The sequence below is a fragment of the Actinomyces sp. 2119 genome (assembly GCF_003591215.1).
Taxonomy (GTDB): Bacteria; Actinomycetota; Actinomycetes; order Actinomycetales; family Actinomycetaceae; genus Actinomyces; species Actinomyces lilanjuaniae.
This window is the reverse complement of record NZ_QYRR01000006.1, coordinates 210,184-233,484: the sequence shown is the minus strand read 5'-3', so window position 1 is coordinate 233,484 and position 23,301 is coordinate 210,184. Positions and strand designations below refer to the sequence as shown.

Genomic DNA, 23,301 nt, shown 5'->3' with positions numbered 1-23,301 from the left:
GGGAACGGATCCAGTGCGGGAGCGCCGCAAGGGGAGGAGGTCGCCGTGATGAGGACATGCCTGACCTGTTCGTGGGCAGCCGGTCACGGTGCCGTGGTAGCTGCGGCTTCCGGCAACCTCGGGCAGTCGGCCACAGACACGGCTCCGGGGGCGCCGACGGTGTGGTTCGCCTCGTCCTGGCGTACCAGGACGTCCGCCGGGGCTGGGGTATACCTCGGTTTCTCCGCCGACGAGTCCTGGGGGCGCTGATGGCACGCAACGCTACTGGTCTTGTGGGTCTCATGGCCCGAGCCGCCACCACCAGGCCGGGGATGGCTGTCCTGGAGACTGTCGTCCTGTCCAGGCTCGACGTCTCGCTGCGCAGGAACGCCCTGGCGGGTGCGCTGGAGGTCGCCCGGCGGGCGCGCTTCCTGGCTGATCGTCACCGCTTCCCCCAGGCGCGCAGGCTGCTGCGCCGGGCCGCCTCCCAGATGGGTGAGCGTCCTGAGGTCTCGGTGCTGCGCCTGGAGGACTGCATCATCGACCTGGACGTCGACGACGGTGACTCACGTCGTGCCGCGACAGCCGCCCAGTACGTCCTTGACCTGGCGGACCAGGCCTGGGCGGCGGAGGAGGACGCCTGTGTGGCGGGCCTGCTCGACCTGGTGCTGCGGCTGATGTTCCATCCCCAGCTGCACTTTGGCGCCACGGACTCGGCCCTGTCGGTGGATCCCCACGGCTTCCTGGCCCCGTTACGTGCCTCCAGGGCCTTCCAGGAGGTGACTCGCCCTGTCGCCGTCGTGGCTGAGCAGCAGCGTGGGTCTGCGGTTCTGGACGACGACAACGATGACAACGACGACAACGACGACAACGCGGCCTTCTCGGCCACCCGGGAGCGTCCGCGCCGGGTCCTCTTCCTGTCCCTGAAGAACTGGAACTTCGTGACAGACATCATCGCGGACTACGATGCTGACGAGCGCTTCGAGGTCCGGTGTCAGGATCTGGGAGACCTGCCTGTCGTCCCCGAGCAGAGCACCGTCCTGGCGCTGCGTGTGGAGCTGGCGCGTGGTCGGGGTCACCGGGTTGCGGTACCGCAGAAGGTCGCTGACGACCTCGCCTGGGCGGACACCGTCTTCGTTGAGTGGGGGAGCGCTGCCGCGGTCTGGGCCAGCCTCGTGGTCCCGCTGCTGGCTCCCCAGGCCCGGCTGCTCATCCGCATCCACTCCTACGAGGCGTCTACCGCGATGCCCCAGCTCGTTGACTGGAACGCGGTCAGCGAGCTGGTGACCGTGTCCCCGGCGATCCGCAGGATGCTGGAGACGACGGTGAGGCTGCCTGGCCACGTCGTGGTCTCCACGGTCCCCAACCGGGCGCTACTCACCCGCTTCCGTCTGCCCAAGACCGCCGGGTCGGCCAGGACAATCGCCCTGGTCGGCTGGGCCGCCCGGCGCAAGGACCCCGCATGGGCGCTCGACGTCCTGGACCTGGTGCGTCAGGATGACCCCTCCTGGTCGTTGCTCCTGATCGGTCCCGACTTTCCTGAGGACATGTCGGAGGCTGAGGCAGCCTATGCGGAGGCGACCAGGGCCAGGATCAAGGCGCTTGGCTCCTCGGTCAGGATCACCGGGCGCACCAGCCAGGTCCCGGCCTTTCTCAGGGAGGCGGGGGTCATCCTGTCCTCCTCCCGCCGTGAGGGGACGCACGAGGGCTTCATTGAGGGGGCCGCCTCCGGGGCGCTGCCGGTGGTGCGTAACTGGCCCGACGTCGCTCGGTGGGGAGGGCCCGGCGCGCTGTTCCCCGCGCAGTGGGTCGTGGCAACACCCCAGGAGGCTGCTGCGCGCATCCTCGCCCTGGGCGACGACGAGGCCTACCGGGTGCAGCAGGCTGAGTGGATGGTCTCCCACGCGGACTGGAGCGCGGTCCGCCCCCGCTACGACGCCCTGCTCCTGGGGCGGGGCCGGGAGGGGCGGTCTGACGACGATGACGGTACTGCCGGGGCCGTTGGCAGGAGCAGGCAGAAGGAGGCGAAGACAACCAGAGCAGAGGACGACGAGCATGACTAGGGCGGTGCAGGTGAGCCCGATACCTCGTCGATACCGCCCGCTACCACTCGTCCACGCCTGTGTCGCGGACATATGCTGGTGCGGTTGCCGTGCGGCACTGTCCTGACAGTCATTCTCAACGTAAAGGCGTAGCTCCTGGAAACCGCGACCTGGGCTGAGGCGTGTACCGCCGCCCTCTTCGTCCTGATCATCCTGTTCGTCCCCGGCTACCTCCTGCTGCGGGGTCTGCGGGTGCTGCGCCTGCAGGCGCTGGCAGCCGCTCCCTCAGTCGCCTCTGCGGGCATGGGTGCGCTGGTGGTCCTCTACCACCTGCTCTCCCTGCCCTGGAACACGCTGACGGCCAGCCTCGGGCTCCTGGTGCTCCTGGGGGCGGTCCTGGCTGTGACCAGGCTGGTGCGTCGACGCTGGCCTGGAGCGCCGGAGGCCCCTCCACCAAGGATCTGGTGGCCGCTTGTCGCAGCCCTGGCCCTGGCCTGCCTGCTGTCGGCGCAGGCGGTGCTGCGCGGCTTCGGCGGAATCGACACCCCGATGCAGGCCTCTGACGGGGTCTGGCACCTCAACGCGGCGACCTACGTGCGCAGCCAGGCCAACGCCTACCCGGTGGGCTCCCTCGACCCTATGTACTGGGGAGAGACGCACTACTACCCCACGGGGTGGCACGCCCTGGTGGCGGTGGTGCCGACCTCTGTCCCGGTAGCCGCTAACGTGGTGGCCCTGCTGGGGGCCTGCGTCATCTGGCCCCTGGGGTGCGCCTCGCTCCTGTCGGCCCTCTTCCCGGTGGCCTCACGCCGCGTCCGTGACGGGCTGCCGCTGCTAGCAGGTACCGTGGCCTCCGCCATCGCCTCAGGCCCGTTCTCCATGCTGACCACCTTGTGGCCCTACGCCTGGGCAGTGTGTCTGCTGCCAGGGGCGGTGACTCTTGTCCTGGTGTGCCGCCCACAGCGGGGTCCTGCCCCCAGGAGGACCACTACGTGGCTCCCCGGGACCGTGGCCGGTGGGGTCCTGGCCGCTCTGGGGCTGGTCTTCGTCCACGGGACCTCGGTCTTCAACCTGGCTGTCATCGCCGTGCCCGCACTGCTCCTGGTCCTCCTTCACGAGGTGCGACGCCGCTGGCGGGCAGGCGGGCGCCTGCGCACCAGCATGCTGGCGCTGGCTGGAGGCCTGGTCCTGGCAGTCGTCGTGGGCGCCGTCCTCTTCGCCGACCAGCTCATCATGCTGGCCCGCTTCACCCGGCCGGGGGCGATGGTGACCACCATGCTTATTGAGGCGTGGCGGGACAGCCCCATGCTTGCCAACATCTCCGACCGCTCCCTGGGAGCCACGGTACTCACCCTGCTTGCCGGTGTCGGCTTCCTCGTCTCCCTGGTGACGCGCCGCCACCGCTGGGCCGCGCTGTGTCTGCCCCTGGTGCTGGTGCTCCTGGCTGCCTCCGTGCTCACCTGGACTCCGCTGAGCCTGCTGGCCTCGCCCTGGTACCTTCAGCGGGCCCGGATCCTGCCGCTGCTGGAGATATCCACCCTGGTGCTGGCAGCCACCACGATCGACTGGCTTGCGGGGCTGGCCCGGAGCCGCTCAGGAGCACCGCGGGCTGTCGCCAGCGTTGTGGCACTGGTCTGCTCAGTGGCACTGGTCGTCAACGCCGTCGGCCGGGCCGGGATGCACGAGAGGGTGGTTGCTGTGGCCTACCAGCCTCAGCACCTCACCTGGACAGCCATGCTCTCCCCAGGGGAGGCGGACTTTATCCGGGAGGCGGCGAGCCAGCTGCCCCCCGATGCCGTCGTCCTGGGGCAGCCGACCAACGGGTCGGCCTACTTCTGGTCGCTGACGCAGACGCCGGTGGTCTTTCCCACCCTGCGCTTCTACTCCGAGGAGGACCGGCGCTACGTGGCTGCCCGAGCCGCTTACGTCCAGGTTGACCCTGAGGTCTGCCAGGCTCTGGACCGCCTCGGGGCGCACTACTACTACTACGACGCCGACCCCACGGAAGGTGACCCTCCGGGGGGCGGCAAGGCGCCCCAGTGGCACAACCAGCTCAACCTGATACCCGATGAGGCCCTGACCCCGGTGGCCAGCGACGGTGTCCACACGCTGTACGTCATCAGCGCCTGTGGATGGAGCCCGTGAGCCTTCCCGACCTTCTTGGCACCTGCGGGCTGGCTGTCCTCTTTGCCCTTCTGCTGTGGGTTCCGGGGTGGTGCCTGACCCGCGCGGCAGGTGTGCGCGGGTGGTCGGCGCTGGCGCTGGCTCCCGGGCTCACCGTGGCACTGGTTGCTGTGGCCACTACTGTGGCCCAGGCACTCGGCTGGCGGTGGGGCACGGCCGCGCTGCCTCTCCTGGGGGTGCTGACTGCGGTACTCACCGGGCTCGTGGCGGTGCTGTCACGGGTGCCAGGCAGCACCGCCAGTCGGCTCGGGGGCTGGAGAAAGACGGGTGGCTGGTTGCGGGGGCGCAACCGTCCCGGGGACCTGGCCAGGTCGCACGGTCCCGTCCTCCTTGCCGTCCTGCTCACCGCCGTCGCCTGGACGACGGCCTACGGGTGGGGGGCCGTCAGCCCCCGGTGGCCCGCACAGGCCTTTGATGCGGTCTTTCACCTCAGTGCCGTCGCCGCAGTCCGGGAAGGAGGAGACGCCTCCCTGCTGGGGGGGCTGGAGGCGCTCTACCAGGGGCAGTCCGTCTACTACCCGACACCGTGGCACGCCATGGTCTCCCTCCTGCCCGCGGGTCCCGTCCAGGCCACCAACGCGGCGCTGCTGGGAACAGGGGCGCTTGTGTGGCCCAGCGCCCTGGCAGGGATGCTCACCGGAGTGCGAGACCTGCTGCCGGGTCCTGGGCCCGTGCGTGAGTGGGGTGTCGCGCTGACAGTGCTCCTGGGCGGCACCGCCATCGCCTTCACCATGCTGCTGACGTCTCTGGCCGTGTGGCCCTACGCCCTCAGCGTCGTGGCGCTGCCCGGGGTCCTGCTGGCGCTCCACCTGCTTGTCCCGACCAGGGTCCTGCCCGTTTCCCCCTCAGCGCCCGGACAGGACCCCGGAACGCAGGGGAGCGGCCCGGGGCTGGATCGTGGTCCGCAGTGTCGTTCTGGTCCCGGGGTGCTGCCGCTGGTGCTCCTGCTTGTCATGTGCACCGTGGGAGCAGCGGCAGCTCACGGCGTTGCCGTGTTCAGCGTGATGGTCCTGGGGGCTGGATGGCTCCCCGCCGTGTGGCGGGTGGCCACGGCAGGGGTCCGCGCCCGCGTCCGGGCGACTGCCGTCGTGGTGGTGGCAGCCCTGGGGGGGCTGTGGGCCGTGCGCCGTCCACTGGGCAGCGTCCTGGGGTACTCCCGTCCCGACGGCGGCTGGGAAGGCCTGGTCGCGACACTGGGACAGGCCCTGGCGGACCTACCCGCCTATGGGACGGTCTGGGGCTGGACCTCCCTCCTGGGACTGGTGACGGCGTCGCTGACCCTCCTGGGTGCGTGGCTGGCCTGGCGGCAGTCGGCAGCGCGCTCCTGGCTCAGGGCATGGGTGGCGGCACTGCTGCTGACGGTCATGGTCGGGGGGCCGTCCTGGTGGGGACGCCAGCTGGGAGCACCCTGGTACCTGCAGAAGGCCCGGCTGGTCCCGCTGGTCCTGCTACCCGCGCTGGTCCTGGCCGCGCTGGCCTGCTCCCACCTGCTGGCACGGGTGCGGACCTCCAGGCAGCGCCGCTTCGGTGGCCGGGACAGCGGCCGCCTTCTTGCCCGGGATGGTGGCCGGCCGGGTGGTCGGCCCGGTCGACCCGGTGGGCGCCGTGGCTCCCGGCGCGTGCTGCCCGGCGTGGCCGCTGCCGTGTTGGTTGTGGTGCTCGCCGGGGGCAGGCTCCCCCTGCAGCGGGACCTGGTCGCCAGTGTCCACGATCCTGAGCAGGTCCAGTACGGGACCCTCGTCACGGCCAGGGAGATCGACTTTATCCAGGGGGCCTCCTCGCTGCTTCCACCTGACGCAGTGGTTGTGGGACCTCCCTCGCGGGGGGCCTCAATGCTGTGGTCTCTTGGTGGTGTCCACGTGGTGTACCCCTCCCGCTCCAGGCCGTCGGCCCACAGTGCTGAGCACCAGCTCGCGGATGCCTGGCCTGGCCTGAAGAAGGGGACCGGGAGCCAGGAGGTGTGCAGGCTGTTGAGGGAACTCGGGGCATTCTACCTGTACACGGACTACTCCCGTGACGCGGAGGGGGCTCGTCACGGGCAGCCCCCCTACCGTTGGGACGTCGGGTTCGCCCAGGTCCCCCTGGAGGACATCGAGCTCGTGGCCAGTGACGGCCACTACGCCCTGTGGCGTATCAACGCCTGCGACTAGACGCTGCTGCGAGGCGGAGCGGGGCCGTGACAGCTGCCTCCGGGGTCTGTGAGGTCACCCGGGCCAGGGGGTGAGTGCTGGCAACATCTCGGCATAACCGGTGGTACAGGCCCGCCTGTCTGCGCGCCGCTGGGCTAGCCTAGCGACGTGCTGGAATGGCTTGCTGCGGTGCTCCTGGCCGCCATCTCCCTGTTGCTTCTGCTTCTTCCCGGCCTCGTTTTCCTCGGGTCCCTCGGGGCGGGGCCTCGCCTGGCCGTGGCGGGGGCGCCCGGTACGGGCATTATCGTGGTGACCGCAGGTACTGTCGTTATGCCGCTGCTCGGACTGAGGTGGACCCGGCCGGGTGCTGCCGTGCTCCTGCTCCTGGTGTGCCTCCCGGCCGGGCTGACCTGGTTGGTCAGGAGCCGTCGTGCTCGCCGCAGGGACGGAGCCGACGGGTCCTGGCGCGGCCTGCTCGCTTCGCCCACGACCTGGGCAGCGTTTGTGGGGATGGGGGTAGCGGCGCTGCTCCAGCTGACTGTCCTGGTCCGCGCGGCTGCCAGTCCCGCAGCGGTCCTGCAGAACCACGACGTGATGTTCCACCTGAACTACATCGTCGAGATCATGGAGTCTGGTAACGCCTCCCCCCTGGGCTCCTCGCAGCCGGTCAACGGGGGCGGGTACTACCCGAACCTGTGGCACACGCTCGCCGCGCTCGTGCCGACGGCGGAGGTGCCCACCGCCTTCAACGTCGTCGTACTCATGGTCGTGCTGTTCCTGGCCCCCCTGGGGTGCGTGGTGCTGGGGCGCGCTGCGGGGGGCGGTCCTGTCACTACCGCCCTGGCCCCCTCCGCCGGAGCCGCCACCATGTGGTTCCCCGGGTTTCCGCTCTACTTCCACGGCCAGGCCCCTACCGCCCTGTCGGTGGCGCTGGTTCCCTTCGCCCTGGCGGCGGTCCTGGAGTGGTACAGGAGCAAGAGATCCGTCACTGCCGTGCTTGCCGTCGTGGCGGGGGTCGTCGGTGCGGGAGTCGCCCACGCGGGGGCGGGCCAGCTTCTTGTGGTCGTCGTGGCAGCGCTGACACTGCTGTGGTCCGCCCAGCTGGCTGTACGGGACCGAGGGGTGGCACGGCTGCGCTCCCTGCTGCTGGTGGGCCTGGCGGTCCTGGCGCTGTGGGCCATGTGCTCACTACCAGCCCTGGGGGCCATGAGCGGCTACGACCGTCAGCCGCGGAGCATGGGCGAGGTCCTGCTCGGGGCGCTGACCCTGGCTCCGCTCCAGGGCGACGGCGATACGTGGCGCTACTGGCCCGTGGCCCTAGCCGCCCTGTGCGGCGTGCTTCTCATCCTGTACCGCCGCCGCTGGGAGGTGGCGGCGGCCTGGGGCACCGTGCTGCTCCTGGTCGTGCTGACCGCCAGCCCGCAGGGGTGGTGGCGAGCCCTGGTCGGCGGGTGGTGGCGTGATGACAACCGGTACCTGGGCCTTCTGGCAGTCCTGTCCGGGGTCCTGGCGGCCTGTGCCGTGGAGGCCGTCCTGAGCTGGTGCATGGCTCGGCTGCGCCAGGGCGGACTCGTGCCTGTGGCGGGCGCGCTCCTTGTCGCCAGCACGGTGGCAGCGGCGGGCTGGGTGTCGGTGGGCACGGCGGTCGGGGACACCACGACCTGGGCACGTCGCGGCTATGACGTCTCCGCACTCATCCACTTGCCGTGGGTCACGACCGAGGAGACCCGCTTTATACAAGATGCCGCCCGGGGCCTTCCAGCCGACGCCGTAGTCTACGGGTATCCCGCCTCTGGCGCGGGGCTCTTTCCCGTGATGGCAGGTACCGACAGCATTCATCGTACCTCTACCTCCCGGGGCGCCCCCTACGAGGAGGTCTACCTGGCCAGGCAGTTCAACCTCATCCACACCGACCCGGTTGTCTGCCGGCTGGTCAGCGCCCGGGGCGGGACCCCGGTGTACTACCAGGACACCAGCATCCCGTCCGACGCGATCTCCCCTGACTTCTCCGGGTACGTCAACGTGGACACCTCCCGGGGGTTCAGCCTCCTGGCATCCGAGGGGACGACCAGCCTCTGGCTAGTCACAGCCTGCGACGGGCGGGCCGACACCTAGACTGCTCACCGACTGGCTGCCGGGCAGCCCTGCCCAGATCAGCGCTCAGCTGCCCGGGCAGCTGTCCTGGTCGGCTTCTGGCCAGCAGGCTGCGCCTGCCTGTCAGCAGCCAGGCGGCCGGTCGCTGCTCGACGGCTACTGCTACTGCCCCTGGGCCGCGTACCTGGCCTCGACCTCAGCCTTGAGAGGCCGCCACCACGCCTCGTTGTTCCGGTACCACTCGATGGTGTCCTGCAGGCCGGAACGGAAGTCGGTGTAGCGGGGCGTCCAACCGAGCTCCTCGACCAGCTTGGTGTTGTCGATGGCGTAGCGCATGTCGTGGCCGGGACGGTCCGCCACGTGGTCGTAGTCGTCGGGCTCGTGCCCCATGAGCTCGCAGATCAGCTCAACGACCTCCTTGTTGCTCTTCTCCCCGTTGGCGCCGATCAGGTAGGTCTCACCGGTACGGCCCTTCTCGACGATGTCCCACACGGCGTCGTTGTGGTCGAGGACGTGGATCCAGTCGCGCACGTTCTGGCCGGCGCCGTACAGCCTGGGGCGTACGCCGTCGATGAGGTTGGTGACCTGGCGGGGGATGAACTTCTCCACGTGCTGGTAGGGGCCGTAGTTGTTGGAGCAGTTGGAGATGGTGGCCTCCACGCCGAAGGAGCGCACCCAGGCGCGTACCAGCAGGTCGCTGCCCGCCTTGGAGGAGGAGTAGGGGGAGGAGGGGTTGTAGGGGGTCGTCGGGGTGAACTTTGCCGGGTCGTCCAGCTCTAGGTCGCCGTAGACCTCGTCGGTGGAGACGTGGTGGAAGCGCACCCGGTGGCGACGCACGGACTCCAGCAGCGTGAAGGTGCCCACCAGGTTGGTACGGATGAAGGGGGAGGGGTCCCGCAGGGAGTTGTCATTGTGGGACTCGGCGGCGAAGTGGACGACGACGTCGGCTCCGGCTACCAGCGGGTCGACCGTGTCGGTGTCGGCGATGTCGCCCACGACCAGGGTCACGCGCTCGCCCAGGTCAGCCAGGGAGCCCTGGTTCCCGGCGTAGGTGAGCTTGTCGAGCACCGTGACCGTGGCGTCGGGGTGGCGCGTGAGGGTCTGGTGGACGAAGTTGGCACCAATGAAGCCGGCGCCACCGGTGATGAGGACGTGCATGTGTCTGGGTCTCCGAACGTGTCTGGGCCGGTCAGGACAATGAGGCCGTCGGCTGCTGCTGACCGCTGACATCATGCCACAGGCCTGCAGGAGCCGTCGCAGTAGCACCGGGCGGCAGCACCGGGCGGTCAGCGCTCGTCGGACAGCACGACACGGCCTGTCATATGATTGTGACGTAGAAGTGGTCTCCCTGCGCGGCGCTGCGATGACAGCCCAAGGGCCGTCCCCGTGCGCTGAGAGAGGACTGTGTGCTCGGTGGTGAGACCCATGGCTCTTCCTTAACGAGTGGTGGGCAGGTAGTCTCCCCGGTGGCAACGCGGGTTCTGTGTGGCATGTACGTGCGCAGGTCCCGGTCCGGCCACGTCGAAAGGAGCAATATGCCCGCCTCTCGTCTTCTCCAGGCGGTCGTCGCTGTCCCCCTTGCCCTGCTGGCAGGAGCGGTTCCCACGGCGGAGGCGGACCCTGGCTCGGACCAGGAGGCCCCTGCACCGGTCCAGGTCCTCAGTCTGACCACGGTGGCGGGGGAGGCTACCGACATGGCCGAGGCGGGGCTTGGCGAGGCCCAGGCAGAGGCCCAGGACTCCGCTGGCGGCACAGGTCAGCCCTCTTCCGTGACACCGGCGGGGAGCACTGCCCGCTCGGCTGAGGTGGTGCCTGCGGCGGAGACGGAGTCTGCTACCCCGGAGACTGACGCCGTGCTGCTGACTGAGCCGCTGGAGGTCTCTGACTTCCTGGTGGCAGGATTCACCTGGGCAGGAGACGCCAGCCTGCCCGAGGGGACGCAGATCTACCTGCGGGTGCGCGAGGGCAGCCAGTGGTCGGACTGGTACCTCAACGAGTCGGTCGACTCCGGTCCTGACGATGTGGCGGTGGGTGGTACCGGGGAGTTCATCACCGGCGGCGCCGACGCCGTCCAGGCTGCGGTCCTGGGGGCGCCGGAGGATCTCCCGGCCGACCTCCAGCTGGCGCTGGTCCCCGGTAACCCGGAAGGCGAGCAGGTCCTGGAGGACTCTGACGTGGACACCGCCGAGGCCGACCCCACTCCGGTGTCGCCGCAGTCCCCCGAGCCCGGGCAGACCGGTACCGAGGAGCAGGAGTCCCAGGACGGCGGTTCTGGTGAGGACTCCGGTGAGAGCGGCGGCGCTGCGAGCACCCCTGACTCTCAGGAGGTCTCCCAGCAGCCAGTCGCCAGCTCCTCCGACCCGGCGGGAGCCGGCGTGCTCCCTGCGGTGCTAGGGGCTACGACCACGGCGAACGGCCTGCCGGTGGAGGTGACCACCCGTGCTGAGTGGGGTGCCAACTCCGCCTACATGACGTGGACCCCGACCTATGCCTCGGCCTCGCACGTCGTGGTCCACCACACCGCAGGAACCAATAGCTACACCTCGAGCCAGTCTGCATCGATCGTCAACGGCATCTACTACTACCACGCCGTGACCCTGGGCTGGGGCGACATCGGCTACAACTTCCTCATCGACAAGTACGGCCGGGTCTTTGAGGGCCGCTACGGGTCCACCAGCGCGGCAGCGGGGAAGATGGTGGTAGGAGGTCACGCCCTGGGCGTCAACACCGGCACGATGGGGCTGTCCATGCTGGGCACCTACAGCTCCGTGGCCCCCACGGACACCCAGCTCCAGGCTGTAGGGAAGATGGCGGGCTGGTTCCTGGGACGCGCGGGCGTGTCCAGCGCCACCGGGTCCGCCAACCTCGCTATCAGGACCACGGCGCGCTACCGGGCGGGCACGACGGTGTCCCTGCCCCGCATCATCGGGCACCGCGACGTGGGGTACACGACCTGCCCCGGCGACGTCGGCTACTCCAGGCTGGGGACCATCCGCTCGATCGCGCAGGGCGTCATCGGCTCCGCGGTCGGCAGCATCAACACGATCTACCTCAACAACTCCTGGTCGGCCAGGGCCGACATCGAGTTCCAGTACGGTCGGTCAACCTCCCAGATGCTCTCCGGGGACTGGAACGGTGACGGCATCGACACCCTGGCCCGCCGCGACGGCAACAAGGTCGGGTTCCGCAACACCAACTCCACCGGGGGCAGCCTGCGCACCTTCACCTACGGCAGGGCCGACGACGAGGTCCTGGTCGGTGACTGGGACGGCAACGGGACGGACACCCTGGCGGTGCGCCGAGGCAACACCTACTACTTCCGCAACTCCATGAACGGGGGACAGGCGGACGTCACCATCTCCTACGGCAGGGCCGATGACGAGGTCGTCGTCGGTGACTGGGACGGTGACGGCAGGGACACCCTGGCGGTGCGCCGAGGCAACACCTACTACATCAAGAACTCCATCAGCTCCGGGGCTGCGGACAGGGTCGTCCCCTACGGCCGCTCCAGCGACACCGTGCTGTCGGGTGACTGGGACGGTGACGGCAGGGACACCCTGGCGGTGCGCAGAGGCAACACCTACTACGTCAAGAACACGATCGCCGGAGGACAGGCTGATATAACTCAGGCCTACGGCCGGGCGAGCGACAAGGTCCTGGTCGGTGACTGGGACGGTGACCGTGATGACACACTAGGAGTCGTTCGCTGAGAGCCCCCCGGATGCGGCATGATGGCCGTGCATCGTGCCGGGTGCACGGTGCCTGGCACCTCTGAGCTCCCAGGAGACCCTTCTCGATGCTTCCTGTGCTTCCCGCACGCCTGGTGCACCGGGCACGCTCCCTTCCGTCCCGGCTGCGGACCTGGCCCCACCGTCTGGGTGCTGACGCGGTGGACACCGCCCTGGCCAGGCTGGGCTGGCTGGGGGTGCTGGTCTTCCTGGCGCTGGTCGTCGTCCCTGGGCTCCTGCCCTCGCGCGTCTTCCTCGCGACCGACCTGCTGAGCGTCATGGACCCCTGGGCCGTAGCCGACGGCAACGAGGTCACCAACCGTCTCAGCTGGGACACGATCGACTCTGCCACCCCGATGGCGGTCCTCATTGTGGAGTCGGTCCGCTCCGGGGACATACCCCTGTGGGACCCCTACACCAACGGCGGGACGACGCTGGCGGCGCTGCCCAACTCGGGGCTGCTGTCCCCGCTGTCCCTGCCCTGGTGGGTCCTGCCGCCGACCGCTGCCACTGCGGGCGTCAAGATCCTGGAGGTAGCGGCGGCAGCCCTGGGGATGAACGGCCTCCTGCGGCGGCGCTGGGGCCTGCCTCGGCTCACGGTGCCCCTGGCCACCCTGGTCTACGCCACCAGCGGCTTCATGGTGGCCTGGACCAACTGGCCCCAGACCAGGGTCGCCGCGATGATCCCGCTGCTGTTCTGGGCCACGGACAGGCTTGCCGTGGAACGCAGGTGGCGCGACGTGCTGCCCGGGGCACTCGTCATCGCCTCCATGCTGCTAGGGGGATTCCCCGCCATCGTGGTCTACTCGCTGCTGACGGCGGCGGGCTACCTTCTGGTGCGAGCGCTGGCTCACGGGCTGCGGCCGACCCAGGTGGCGGCCAGCCTGCTGAGGTCCGCCGCAGGCGTCCTCCTGGGCGCCGGCCTGGCAGCTGTCCAGCTGCTGCCCTTCGTGTGGCAGAGCCTCCACTACATCAACTTCGAGTCGCGCACGGCCGAGAACACCCAGCCCCTGCCGCTGCAGAGCCTGGCCTCCGCACTGGTCCCCTCGCTGCTGGGCGACCCCGCTGCCGATACCGGCCGGTGGATCGCCCACCCGGTAGAGGGGTTCTCCTACATCGGTGCTGCCGCCCTGGTCCTGGTCTCACTGGCCCTGCTCGTCACCTCCCGGCGGCGACCTCCCCGGGGCGTGCTGCCCTTCCTTATCACCGCGCTCGTTGTGCTCCTGGTCGCCGTCTACCTGGGCGGTCCGCTGCTGCGGCTGCTCCAGGAGGTGCCGGGCGTGGGAAGCAGCCCTATCGGACGCATGCGCTCGGTCCTGGGGTTCCTGGTGGCTGTCCTGGCCGCGTGCGGTCTGGCGGCGGTCTACGAGGCCGAGGGCCTGAGGGCACAGCTGGGCAGGCTGTGGGGGGTCGCCCGGCCCGTCCGGTCACGGGTGGTGGCCGGGGGTGCGCTGGTGGTGGCAGCCGGGCTGATGGGGGTCATGGTGGTCCTGGCCGTACGCTACCGGGACCCGCAGGACGCGCAGACCTCGTGGCGGCTCATCGGGACCACGCTGGTGCTCATGGGGGTCTGCACGGCGGCGGCGGGACTGGCCTGGGTGCTGCCCCGGCGCTCGACGGCGGTGCTTGCCGTTGTCGTGGCCCTGGTCCTGACGACCCTCACCTCGGTGGACACGGCCCGGCGCTGGTGGCCGCTGAGCGACTCCGACACCTTCTACGCCAGGACCCCGACCCACGAGCTCCTGGAGGACAGGCTCGACGGTAACCGCTACGTGTCGGTGTACACCGCGATGATGCCGGGGACCTCGACCCTCTACCGCCAGCGCGCGCTGAGCGGGCACGCCTTTGTCTCCCCGCAGTGGCGTGAGACCATGTCCCAGGTCGAGGACGGCTTCTTCCAGACTTCCACCTACTCCATGCTGCCCGTGGGCTCGTTGCTCGACGGCGCTGATAGCGGGGTCCTTGACCGCTACGCAGCCAGATACGTCGTGGCCCCGATGTCGGAGTACTTCCCTGGTCAGCGGGAGGAGGGAGCGGCTGCGACGGAGGCGACCACGCTGCGCGCCGACGGGATGGTCCTGGCCTCAGGGTCCTTCGCCGGAGCCGTGCGTGGGATCGTCGTCACCGCCTCCTCCTACGAGTCGCTGGAGACGGACGACGGGCTGCTGACGGTCAGGATCCTCAGCGACGACGACGGCAGCGTGCTGGCCACCTCCACCTCGGACATTGACGGGGCACCGGGTCTTGACGGGTACGTCGCCGTAGCCGGGGAGGACATTCCTGACAACCAGCCCTGGCACGCAGAGGTGGCACTGACCCAGACCGAGGGCAGCCTGGACCTGGGGACACGGGCTGACGGTACCCTGGCGCTGGACCCCTACCGCCCTCTCGACGACGGCCTGCGCCTCGTCCACGCCGGGGACGCTATCGTCCTGGAGCGGCTGAGCGCCCTGGACCGGGTGCGCTGGGCCTCGACCCAGACGGTTGTCGAGGACGAGCAGGAGCGGCTGGCAGTCCTGGAGGAGGGGGAGCTGGCCGAGGACACCGTCGTGCTGGAGGACGCCTCTGACGTCCAGGCCATGACGGAGGGGACCTCGGCCACCGTCACGGAGAAGGACCTCGGCACCGACACCGTGGAGCTGGCCGTGGACTCCGACGGCCCGGGGTGGGTCGTCATCGCCGACCCCTTGCGCGACGGAGGATGGCAGGCGACCCTGGACGGCAGGCAGGTCGAGCTGGTGGAGGCGGACAACGCCGCCGTGGCGGTCTACGTCCCTCAGGCGGGCAACCACACGATTCGCCTGGACTACACCGCCCCGTGGCTGGTCGCGGGGCTGCTGGTCACCGGGTTCTCCTGGGCGGTGGTGCTTGTGGCGTGCCTGCCGGGCCTCCTACGGCGAGCCCGCGCCGTGGCCTCGGTGGTTCCGGTGCGTGCGCGCCGCAAGCAGGCCGAGGCCTCCCAGGGCCAGGTCGGCGACGGTCAGCACCACGCGTGACAGCAGCACGACTACCACGGTGCCGCCGCTGGACAGGGATCCGGCCAGCACCAGGGCAAGCACCGCCTCACGTACCCCGGCCCCGGCGGGGACAAGGACCACGAGGAATCCCACGCTCCAGGCCAGGGCGTACCCCCCAACGCACAGCACGAGCGTGGAGGTGCTGGCCTCCATCCCGGTGCCCACGGCCAGGAGGAACACCTGCAGCCCGGCGGCCGTCCAAGCCAGGAGGCTCCAGGCGGCGCAGGCCAGCACCCCGGTCCAGCTAACCGCCCCCTCCAGCGGGGGCCGCCCAGCCAGGCGCAGCGCGGTGCCCAGCAGGCGGTTGAGGAGGGGCGGCGCCAGCAGGAGCAGCAGGGCCGGGAGCATGGCGAGGCTCCAGGAGTAGGTGGCAGCGACCTGCCGCGGGGCGAAGGGCATGGTCCCCACCGCCAGAGCCAGCCCCGTCACGGTTGACATGGCGACGCTGACAGCCATGACCGAGACGGACCTGCGTCGGGGCACCTGGTGGTCCGCCCCTAGCTCGGCAGCAGCCAGGATGTTCCACACTCCTCCGGGCAGGTACTTGCCCAGCTGGGAGACGAAGAACACGCGGAAGGCCGGCCCGCGGGGTAAGGAGGTCCCCATGTCGGACAGCAGCGACCGCCACGCCAGCCAGGTCAGGACCACGTAGGCCAGGGCGGCGGCCAGCGCACCGCCCAGGAGCCACGGGCTCATGCCTGACATGGCGGCGCGCACCTGCGCCCACTGGGAGGCGACGGCGTAGAGGGCCAGGGACAGGGCGCTCAGGAGGAAGACCGTGCGCAGCCACGGGGAGCGCAGGAGCTGTAGCACCGCCCTCACGAGGCCTCCCGCCGACGGGTGCCACCGGGGACGGGAAGCATGTGCGCCAGGGGCCGGACGACTCGTACAGGGGTAAAGGTCTGGGCGGCAGCGGCGGCCCGGCACCTGGCCTGCTCCAGGGCCTGGGGGCTGCTGGCCAGCGTCTCCAGGGCCTGGGCGAGGGCCTCAGCACTGCCGGGAGGAACGAGCACGGCCGCCTGCCCCAGCGCCCGTCGCTGGGGAGGAGTGTCCGAGGTGACGACCGCGCACCCGGCAGCTATCCCCTGGTACACCTTGTTGGGGACGACGTCGAGAGCCTTGCTCGTGGTCCCCATAATTCCCAGGCACACGTCGTGGCGCGCGACGAGGTCGGGCAGGCGGGCAGGCTCCACCCAGTCGTGCCACTCCACCGTGTCCACCCCGCGTAGGACGCGCTCACACTCGCAGCGGTCCTGTCCTGTTCCGATGAGCGTGGCGCGTACGTTGTCTGCGCGGTCGGCCAGGATCCGCAGCGCGCGTGCGATCGTGGGCGTGCCCTGAAGCGGGGTGAACATCCCGTAGAAGACGACGGACAGCGCACGGGCCGGTGCGGCGGCCGGGGGGCTGCCGGGACCGGCCGCGTGGTCTCGGTCCCGTTCCCGGGCGAGCTGGTTCTCCAGCTCTCGCTGACCGGAGTCGTGCCACTGTCTGGGGGCACCCACGGGGACGACGACGGCGCGGGCGCGCGCACCTGGCTCCAGGCGGGCCGCGTGCTCGCGAGTGTCCACCACCACGACGTCGGCCGTCCTGGTGGCCAGGGTGTCCAGGACCTTAAGCAACCGTACCCTGGTGCCGGCCTCGCCCCGGTCCCGGGCCGTACCCGAGGCGAAGACCAGGTGGTCCAGGACGATGGTGGTACGTGGGAACAGCGCCCTGGCCAGCAGGACGTCGAAGTGTCCCATGTAGCCCACGAGCAGCACGTCGGGAGCATGAGCACCCCGGAAGCGGCGGCTGCCCAGTGCCAGGGCCGACCAGCGGGCGGCCAGCCTCCCGGCAAGGACGGGAAGCCGCCAGGGCTGTTGGAGGATAGCGACCCGCTGCGCCGTTGCCAGGCCGAGGGGCCGGTCCAGCTCGCGCACCGTGAGCCCGTTGCCCCGCAGGCCCTCCAGGAGCACGGCGACCCGGGGGTGCGCCCTGGCGTCGTAGGTGCCGAACCCCAGGACCCGGGTCCTGGGGGAGACTGTCCTGGTGGGGGCCGTGGCGGTGCCCTCAGGCTGTGCGGCAGGCCGCGCAGACTGTGCGCACCCGGGCGCGCCTGTGGCGGCAGGCATCAGCGTCCCACCGGGAGCTGGGCGCCGCTCGTGGCGGGGGCCGCACCGCCTGTGCTGCCTGGGCTACTCGTACCGCCTGTGCTGGCTGCACCGCTGCTGCTCGCGCTGGCAGAGGTCTGCCCTGTGCGGCCCGGGGTGGTGGCAGCGGTCGTGGCAGCAGCAGTGGCGCCGGTGGTGGCATGGCCGGAATCCGCGGTGTCAGGCCGCCCGTACTCCAGGTTCTTCAGGCGTTCCAGCGCCTCCTCGACCAGGATGCGGTTGGTGCGTTGCAGGTCGGCGATGACCAGGAGCGCGACGCTGAGCAGGGAGGCGACGAGCATGGTGACGCCGAAGATGAGGGACTGGACGTGCCCTCCCGCCTGCCCCACGAGCCACAGCACGAGGAAGCGGATGAAGGGGACGAGCCCCAGGACCCCCAGCACGGCTGCCAGCCATCCTAGGACCGCGTGCGGCTTGAACATGAGGTAGGAGCGCGCGATGGCTGAGCCCGACTTGGCCATGTGCTGGAAGATGTTAGTGAACAGGCGTGACTCGCGCGTCTTGGGGTTGGTGGTGATAGGCACGCTGGCGATGCGCAGGCGCTTGTTGCCTGCCTGGATGATGGTCTCCATGCAGTAGGAGAACTGCGTGACCACGTTGAGCCTGATGAGGGCGCTCTTGGAGTAGGCGCGGAACCCCGAGGCGGCGTCGGGCAGGGTGGTGCCGGCGGCGTAGTTGACGACCTGGGAGCCCACGCGCTGCATACGCTTCTTGAACCAGGAGAAGTGGGCGATCCGGGCGGTCTGGCGGTCGGCGATGGCGATGTCGGCCTGGCCGCTGACCACGGGCGCCACCAGGTCGCCGATGTACTCCTGCTTGTACTGGTTGTCGCCGTCGGTGTTGACAACGACGTCGGCTCCATGAGCGAGGGCGTAGTCGACACCGTCCCTGAAGGAGCGGGCCAGTCCCATGTTGCGGGTGTGGCGGACCAGGTGGTGCACGCCGTGGGCGCGGGCTACCTCCACGGTGCCGTCGGTGGAGCCGTCGTCGATGACGAGGACCTCGACCTGGTCGACGCCGTCGATCTGCCTCGGTATGGTGTCGAGCACCATGCCGAGGGTGTTCTCCTCGTTGAGGCAGGGGATCTGGACAAAGAGCTTCATGGTGTCCTGTGTTCGGTAGACGGGGCGGACGCCGGGGCGCGAGGGCCGTGGTACAGCAGGCCCGGGGAGCGTATGGGCACGGGCGTCTGCCCTCTGAGCCGGGCGTCGGCTCTGGCAGCCGCGTTCCGGGCAGCGCTCCCCGGTCGTCGCTGCCACAGTGTAGGGCAGCCGGGCAGGTTGGCGCTGCTGCCCCCGGCCAGGGGTACGGACCGGGCGCAGGTGGGATGTGCCCCACCTCCTGTACGGGTGCGCCTGCGGGTCTGCCTATGATGGTGGGGGCGCACCAGCCGGGCCGCTGTCCTGTCAGCCCTCCTGCCACGGTGCCTGGACCGTGCCCACTGCGTAGCCTGAGCAAAGGACGTGCCTTGCCGATTATCAGTGACCTGCGGGAGTCGCGAGAGCTCCTGTACAACCTCACGATGCGTGAGGTAAAAGGGAAGTACAAGAGGACCGCCCTGGGGCAGCTGTGGTCGCTGGCCAACCCGCTGGCGCTGATGGTGGTGTACTCCCTCGTCTTCAGCATCGTCATCCGCGTCCAGCCCGCCCCGGGTGACCCCTCAGGCCTGGACTACTTCGCCCTGTGGCTCATGTGCGGGCTGCTGCCGTGGTCCTTCTTCTCCAACGTGGTCAACGGCGGCATGGCGGCACTGGTCGGCAACGAGAACCTCATCAAGAAGGTCTACTTCCCCCGCTCGGCACTGCTGGTCTCCAACTCCCTGGCGTGGCTCTACTCGTGGTCGATCGAGATGGTGGTCCTGGTGGTGGCTGTCATCCTGCTGGGCGGTGCCCCCTACCTCTACGTCCTGCCCGCCATGGTGCTCATGGTCCTGCTCACGCTGTTCTCGACGGGGGTGGCGATGATGCTGTCCGTGGCCAACGTGCACTTCCGCGACACGCAGTACCTCATGGGTATCGTCTTCCAGATCTGGTTCTACGCCAACCCGATCATCTACCCGGCCACGATGGTCCAGGAGGTCTCCGGCGGCGTCGGGTCCTTCCTGGGGATGACAGTGTTTGACGTCTACCGGCTCAATCCCTTTTACCACTTCATCCTGGCCTTCAGGAACCTGCTGTACGACAACCGGCTTCCCGCGCTGTCCACCAGCCTGGTCGTGCTGGCCCTGTCCCTGGGGGTGTTCCTTGTCGGGTGGTGGGTGTTCGACCGCCACCAGTCCCGTCTGGCGGAGGTGCTCTGAGATGTCTGCGACGGTCGGCTCTGCCGCGGTCAGCGTGGAGGCAGTGTCCAAGAGGTTCCGGGTCTACCGGGAGCGCAACAACACGCTGAAGTCCGCGCTCATGCGACGCGGTTCCTCCTCCTACCAGGACTTCCAGGCGCTGGAGGAGGTGAGCCTGGAGATTCCCCAGGGGTCCACCTTTGCCCTGGTAGGTGACAACGGGTCGGGCAAGTCCACCCTGCTCAAGTGCATCGCCAGGATCCTGGTTCCCGACTCCGGGACCATCCGCCGCCGAGGCCGGATGGCGGCGATGCTGGAGGTCGGCTCCGGGTTCCACCCCGAGCTCTCCGGCCGGGAGAACATCTACCTCAACGGCTCGATCCTGGGCATGTCCCGCAGCGAGATCGATGCCAAGCTGGACCAGATCGTGGACTTCTCCGGGGTTGAGGCCTTTATCGACCAACCGGTGAAGAACTACTCCTCAGGTATGTACGTGCGCCTGGGCTTCTCGGTGGCCATCCACACGGAGCCGGAGATCCTCCTGGTGGACGAGATCCTCGCCGTGGGCGACACCTCCTTCCAGGAGAAGTGCGCTCAGAAGTTCGCCGACCTGCGCGATGAGGGCCGTACCGTCGTCGTGGTCTCCCACTCCCTGCCCCAGCTGCGCTCCATGGCGGACCAGGCGGCCTACCTCGACCACGGTCGCCTCAAGGCTGTGGGCCCGGCCCGGGTCGTCCTGGAGCAGTACGCGGACGCGGAGCGCACCAATATCCGTACTGACGACAACGGCCGGGTCCGCTGGGGCACAGGTGAGGTCGTCGTGGAGCGTGTGGAGGTCATCGGCCCTCAAGGCCCGGTGGGCGAGGAGGGCCTGGTATCGGGGGACCAGGTCGTGCTGCGCCTGCACTACCACGCCACCAGGCGGGTCGAGCGCCCCAGCCTGGGGCTCACGATGGACAGCGCACAGGGCAGCTACCTGTGGGCCAGCTTCTCCCGCGACCAGGGCTTCAGCCCTGACTACCTGGAGGGGCGGGGCAGCGTTGACCTCGTCATCCCCCACCTGCCGCTCCAGGAGGGCCTCTACGCGGTTCACGGCGGTGTGCTCGGGGCGGGACCGGAGGAGGTGTTCGACTTCGTCCGGGAGATCGCCTGGCTGCAGGTGGGCACCAGCGACCCCCGGGACTCCGGTGGGCCGGTATCCATGGCGGGCCGGTGGAGGATGAGCGGGCAGACGCGTACGGCGGTCGAGGTGGTCTCGGCTCTGGGCACGGGGACAGGAGGTAAGGATGGGCTGTGAGGAGACGCCGGGAGCCGACAGGTCCGGCGAGCGGTCCCAGAAGTCCTCTCAGCGGATCTCCCAGCGGATCGTGGTGGCGACCCTGGACACTCTCGGGGAGAAGATGGCCGGCCCGGCGATCCGGGCCTGGGAGATCTCCTCCCACCTGGCTGCTCAGGGCCACCGGGTGCGTCTGCTGACCTTTGCCGCCTGCCAGCGCCAGGGCGCGGGTTTCCAGGCCGCGCGCACCGACGTCGACGGCTTCAGGCGTGAGGTCGAGGGTGCTGACGTCGTGGTGATCCAGGGCTACATCGCGGCGACCTTCCCCTGGCTCCACGAGGTCCCCCAGAAGATCGTCATCGACCTGTACGACCCCTTCCACCTGGAGTCCCTGGAGGCGGAGAGGTACCAGCCGCTGGACCAGCGTGACGCCGCCCTGTCCCGGGCGCTGCTTGAGCTGGACGCCCAGGTTCTGCGGGGGGACTTCTTCATCTGCGCCTCCGAGAAGCAGCGCGACCTGTGGCTGGGGCACCTGGCAGGCTCAGGGCGAGTCAATCCGCTCACTTACGACGCCGATCCCTCGCTGCGCAGCCTCATTGACGTCGTCGCCTTCGGCACCTCCGACGACGAGGCGGTCCAGACCCGCCACCCCGTCAAGGGGACCGTGCCCGGGATCGGGGCTGAGGACCCGGTTGTCATCTGGGGCGGAGGCGTCTACAACTGGTTCGACCCGCTGTCCGTGGTCAGAGCCATCGACGTGGTGCGACGCCAGGTACCGGACGTGAGGCTCTTCTTCCTGGGTATGCGCCACCCTAACCCGGACGTCCCGGAGATGGACATGGCCGTGCGTACCCGTCAGGAGGCGGACAGGCTCGGACTGACGGGGACCACGGTGTTCTTCCACGAGGACTGGGTGGCCTACGAGGACCGGGTCAACTACCTCATGGACGCTGATGTCGGGGTGTCCACCCACTTTGACCACATTGAGACCGCCTTCTCCTTCAGGACCAGGATCCTGGACTACCTGTGGGCAGGCCTGCCAATCGTGTGCTCGGCAGGGGACTCCTTCGCCACCCTGGTGGAGCGCGACGGCCTGGGGGCGAGTGTCCCCGTGGGTGACACGGACGCCCTGGCCAGCAGCATCATCACTCTCCTGAGCGACGACACCGCAGCGCGCTCGGCACGGGAGGCGGTCAGGGGGACGGCGCGGGAGCTCACGTGGCAGCGTACGCTGCAACCTCTCATCAGGTACTGCGCCCAGCCCTACAGGGCGGCCGACCACGAGCGTGTCGCCGCCTACCGGCCTGCGGGGCAGGTGTCCCTGCTGACGGCCCTGCGCCGGGACCTGCGTGCCGTCTCCCGCACCCTGAGGACCTCGGGAGCGCGCGGGGTGGCGGCTAAGGTGCAGTGGCGCCTGTCAAGGCTGAGGCGATGACCGGGGGGCGTTCAACCGGCGAGACTGCGGCCAACCAGGTGGCCGCCGTGGTCGTCACCTACCATCCGGCACCCTCATGCGCCGACCTGGTTACGGCCCTGTCCGCCCAGTGCCAGTGGGTCGTCGTCGTGGACAACGGCTCCTCTCCCGAGGAGCTCCAGCCGCTGCGGGAGGCGTGCGCGCGCACCGGTGCGCACCTGGCGGAGATGGGCGGCAACCTCGGGATCGCTGCCGCCCAGAACCTTGGCATCAAGCGGGCCCGTGAGCTGGGGGCACACTGGGTCCTGCTGTCGGACCACGACTCCGTTCCCTCACCCGGGATGGTCGACCAGCTGTTGGCGGCCTTCAGAGCCGACCAGCGGGACGACCCCGGTAGTGACAGCTGCGGGGTCGCAGCAGCCGGACCTCTGGTAGGGGAGGACCGCCAGGGTCGCGACCAGCTCGTCTACGTGGCGCGCCGCTGGGGGCCGCGCCGGGCCACGCCCGAGGAGCTGGCGCAGCCCTATCTGACGGTCGCCTTCCTCATCGCCTCCGGGTGCCTGGTGTCGATGGAGGCGCTGGACCGCGTCGGCCCCATGAGGGAGGACCTCTTCATCGACCACGTCGACCTGGAGTGGGGTCTGAGGGCGCGGCGCGCGGGCTACCGGCTGGTGGTAGCGACCGGTACGCCGATGACGCACCGCCTGGGTGACGAGGTGGTCCGGCTGCCCGGGCGTCGTCAGCCGGTGCACGTCCACGCCCCTGTGCGCAGCTACTACCTGGTGCGCAACACGGTGCGCCTGCTGCGCTCGGGCCTGCTCCCGGTGGCGTGGAGGGTCGGCTACACCGTCTGGCTCGCCAAGTACACGGCCTTTAACGCGGCCCTGGCTGACCGTCGTCGGCAGCGGGCCTCGGCGCTGGCCCACGGGCTGGTGGACGGGCTGCGGGGACGGGGCGGGCCGCGCCCCTAGGCCTGGCGCACGGCGCTGAGTCCGGGTGCCAGGGCAGAC

14 protein-coding genes are annotated in these 23,301 nt (G+C 69.8%); 10 read left to right on the top strand and 4 right to left on the bottom strand.

Annotation, left to right across the window (positions count from 1 at the left end; all coding sequences use genetic code 11):
• Positions 1-248: 248 nt before the first annotated feature.
• The 4 genes from D4740_RS09060 (at position 249) to D4740_RS09045 (ending at position 8,449) form a co-directional block, all read left to right on the top strand.
• Positions 249-2,042, top strand: a complete 1,794-nt coding sequence (locus D4740_RS09060) for a glycosyltransferase (protein WP_182911380.1) — start codon at positions 249-251, stop codon at positions 2,040-2,042.
• A gap of 135 nt (positions 2,043-2,177) precedes the next feature.
• Complete coding sequence (locus D4740_RS09055) at positions 2,178-4,166, top strand: DUF6541 family protein (RefSeq protein ID WP_310732079.1); 1,989 nt, start codon at positions 2,178-2,180, stop codon at positions 4,164-4,166.
• A complete protein-coding gene (locus tag D4740_RS09050) occupies positions 4,163-6,355 on the top strand; it encodes a DUF6541 family protein (RefSeq protein ID WP_147392891.1) in 2,193 nt (730 codons plus the stop codon). Before D4740_RS09055 ends, D4740_RS09050 begins: the two co-directional genes overlap by 4 nt.
• Positions 6,356-6,502: 147 nt before the next feature.
• Positions 6,503-8,449 carry a DUF6541 family protein gene (locus tag D4740_RS09045; RefSeq protein WP_147392890.1) on the top strand — a complete coding sequence of 649 codons (1,947 nt, stop codon included), beginning with the start codon at positions 6,503-6,505 and terminating at the stop codon, positions 8,447-8,449.
• Positions 8,450-8,590: 141 nt separating this feature from the next.
• On the opposite strand, the gene rfbB is transcribed toward D4740_RS09045, so the two are convergent.
• On the bottom strand, positions 8,591-9,586 hold the full coding sequence (rfbB, locus tag D4740_RS09040) for a dTDP-glucose 4,6-dehydratase (RefSeq protein WP_119836607.1): 996 nt from the start codon (positions 9,584-9,586) through the stop codon (positions 8,591-8,593).
• Between the two features lie 377 nt (positions 9,587-9,963).
• Here rfbB and D4740_RS09035 point away from each other — a divergent pair, with 377 nt between their 5' ends.
• Both D4740_RS09035 and D4740_RS09030 read left to right on the top strand, forming a co-directional pair.
• A complete protein-coding gene (locus tag D4740_RS09035) occupies positions 9,964-12,138 on the top strand; it encodes an N-acetylmuramoyl-L-alanine amidase (RefSeq protein WP_119836606.1) in 2,175 nt (724 codons plus the stop codon).
• Positions 12,139-12,224: 86 nt separating this feature from the next.
• Complete coding sequence (locus D4740_RS09030) at positions 12,225-15,152, top strand: YfhO family protein (RefSeq protein WP_119836605.1); 2,928 nt, start codon at positions 12,225-12,227, stop codon at positions 15,150-15,152.
• On the opposite strand, the gene D4740_RS09025 is transcribed toward D4740_RS09030, so the two are convergent.
• The 3 genes from D4740_RS09025 to D4740_RS09015 are packed head-to-tail and all read right to left on the bottom strand — an operon-like array spanning position 15,048 to position 18,426.
• Positions 15,048-15,995, bottom strand: coding sequence for a lysylphosphatidylglycerol synthase domain-containing protein (locus D4740_RS09025; protein WP_119836604.1), 948 nt, complete (start codon positions 15,993-15,995; stop codon positions 15,048-15,050). The two genes, D4740_RS09030 and D4740_RS09025, sit on opposite strands and share 105 nt — an antisense overlap.
• Complete coding sequence (locus D4740_RS09020; RefSeq protein WP_119836603.1) at positions 15,992-17,284, bottom strand: glycosyltransferase family 4 protein; 1,293 nt, start codon at positions 17,282-17,284, stop codon at positions 15,992-15,994. The genes D4740_RS09025 and D4740_RS09020 overlap by 4 nt, the downstream gene beginning before the upstream one ends.
• Positions 17,284-18,426: a glycosyltransferase family 2 protein gene (locus D4740_RS09015; protein WP_119836602.1), complete on the bottom strand. Its 1,143-nt coding sequence runs from the start codon at positions 18,424-18,426 to the stop codon at positions 17,284-17,286. Before D4740_RS09015 ends, D4740_RS09020 begins: the two co-directional genes overlap by 1 nt.
• 365 nt (positions 18,427-18,791) lie before the next feature.
• Here D4740_RS09015 and D4740_RS09010 point away from each other — a divergent pair, with 365 nt between their 5' ends.
• The 4 genes from D4740_RS09010 to D4740_RS08995 are packed head-to-tail and all read left to right on the top strand — an operon-like array spanning position 18,792 to position 23,262.
• Positions 18,792-19,622: an ABC transporter permease gene (locus D4740_RS09010; protein WP_119836601.1), complete on the top strand. Its 831-nt coding sequence runs from the start codon at positions 18,792-18,794 to the stop codon at positions 19,620-19,622.
• Between the two features lies 1 nt (position 19,623).
• Positions 19,624-20,898, top strand: coding sequence for an ABC transporter ATP-binding protein (locus D4740_RS09005; RefSeq protein ID WP_119836600.1), 1,275 nt, complete (start codon positions 19,624-19,626; stop codon positions 20,896-20,898).
• On the top strand, positions 20,888-22,312 hold the full coding sequence (locus D4740_RS09000; RefSeq protein WP_119836599.1) for a glycosyltransferase: 1,425 nt from the start codon (positions 20,888-20,890) through the stop codon (positions 22,310-22,312). Before D4740_RS09005 ends, D4740_RS09000 begins: the two co-directional genes overlap by 11 nt.
• Positions 22,309-23,262, top strand: a complete 954-nt coding sequence (locus tag D4740_RS08995) for a glycosyltransferase family 2 protein (protein WP_119836687.1) — start codon at positions 22,309-22,311, stop codon at positions 23,260-23,262. Before D4740_RS09000 ends, D4740_RS08995 begins: the two co-directional genes overlap by 4 nt.
• Positions 23,263-23,301 lie beyond the last annotated feature (39 nt).

What these genes read in the sequence shown, in the direction of transcription:
- rfbB (WP_119836607.1), bottom strand. Translation starts at nt 9,586, where the DNA reads ATGCACGTCCTCATCACCGGTGGCGCCGGCTTCATTGGTGCCAACTTC.
- D4740_RS09005 (WP_119836600.1), top strand. Translation starts at nt 19,624, where the DNA reads ATGTCTGCGACGGTCGGCTCTGCCGCGGTCAGCGTGGAGGCAGTGTCC.
- D4740_RS09030 (WP_119836605.1), top strand. Translation starts at nt 12,225, where the DNA reads ATGCTTCCTGTGCTTCCCGCACGCCTGGTGCACCGGGCACGCTCCCTT.
- D4740_RS09020 (WP_119836603.1), bottom strand. Translation starts at nt 17,284, where the DNA reads ATGCCTGCCGCCACAGGCGCGCCCGGGTGCGCACAGTCTGCGCGGCCT.
- D4740_RS08995 (WP_119836687.1), top strand. Translation starts at nt 22,309, where the DNA reads ATGACCGGGGGGCGTTCAACCGGCGAGACTGCGGCCAACCAGGTGGCC.
- D4740_RS09060 (WP_182911380.1), top strand. Translation starts at nt 249, where the DNA reads ATGGCACGCAACGCTACTGGTCTTGTGGGTCTCATGGCCCGAGCCGCC.
- D4740_RS09035 (WP_119836606.1), top strand. Translation starts at nt 9,964, where the DNA reads ATGCCCGCCTCTCGTCTTCTCCAGGCGGTCGTCGCTGTCCCCCTTGCC.
- D4740_RS09015 (WP_119836602.1), bottom strand. Translation starts at nt 18,426, where the DNA reads ATGAAGCTCTTTGTCCAGATCCCCTGCCTCAACGAGGAGAACACCCTC.
- D4740_RS09000 (WP_119836599.1), top strand. Translation starts at nt 20,888, where the DNA reads ATGGGCTGTGAGGAGACGCCGGGAGCCGACAGGTCCGGCGAGCGGTCC.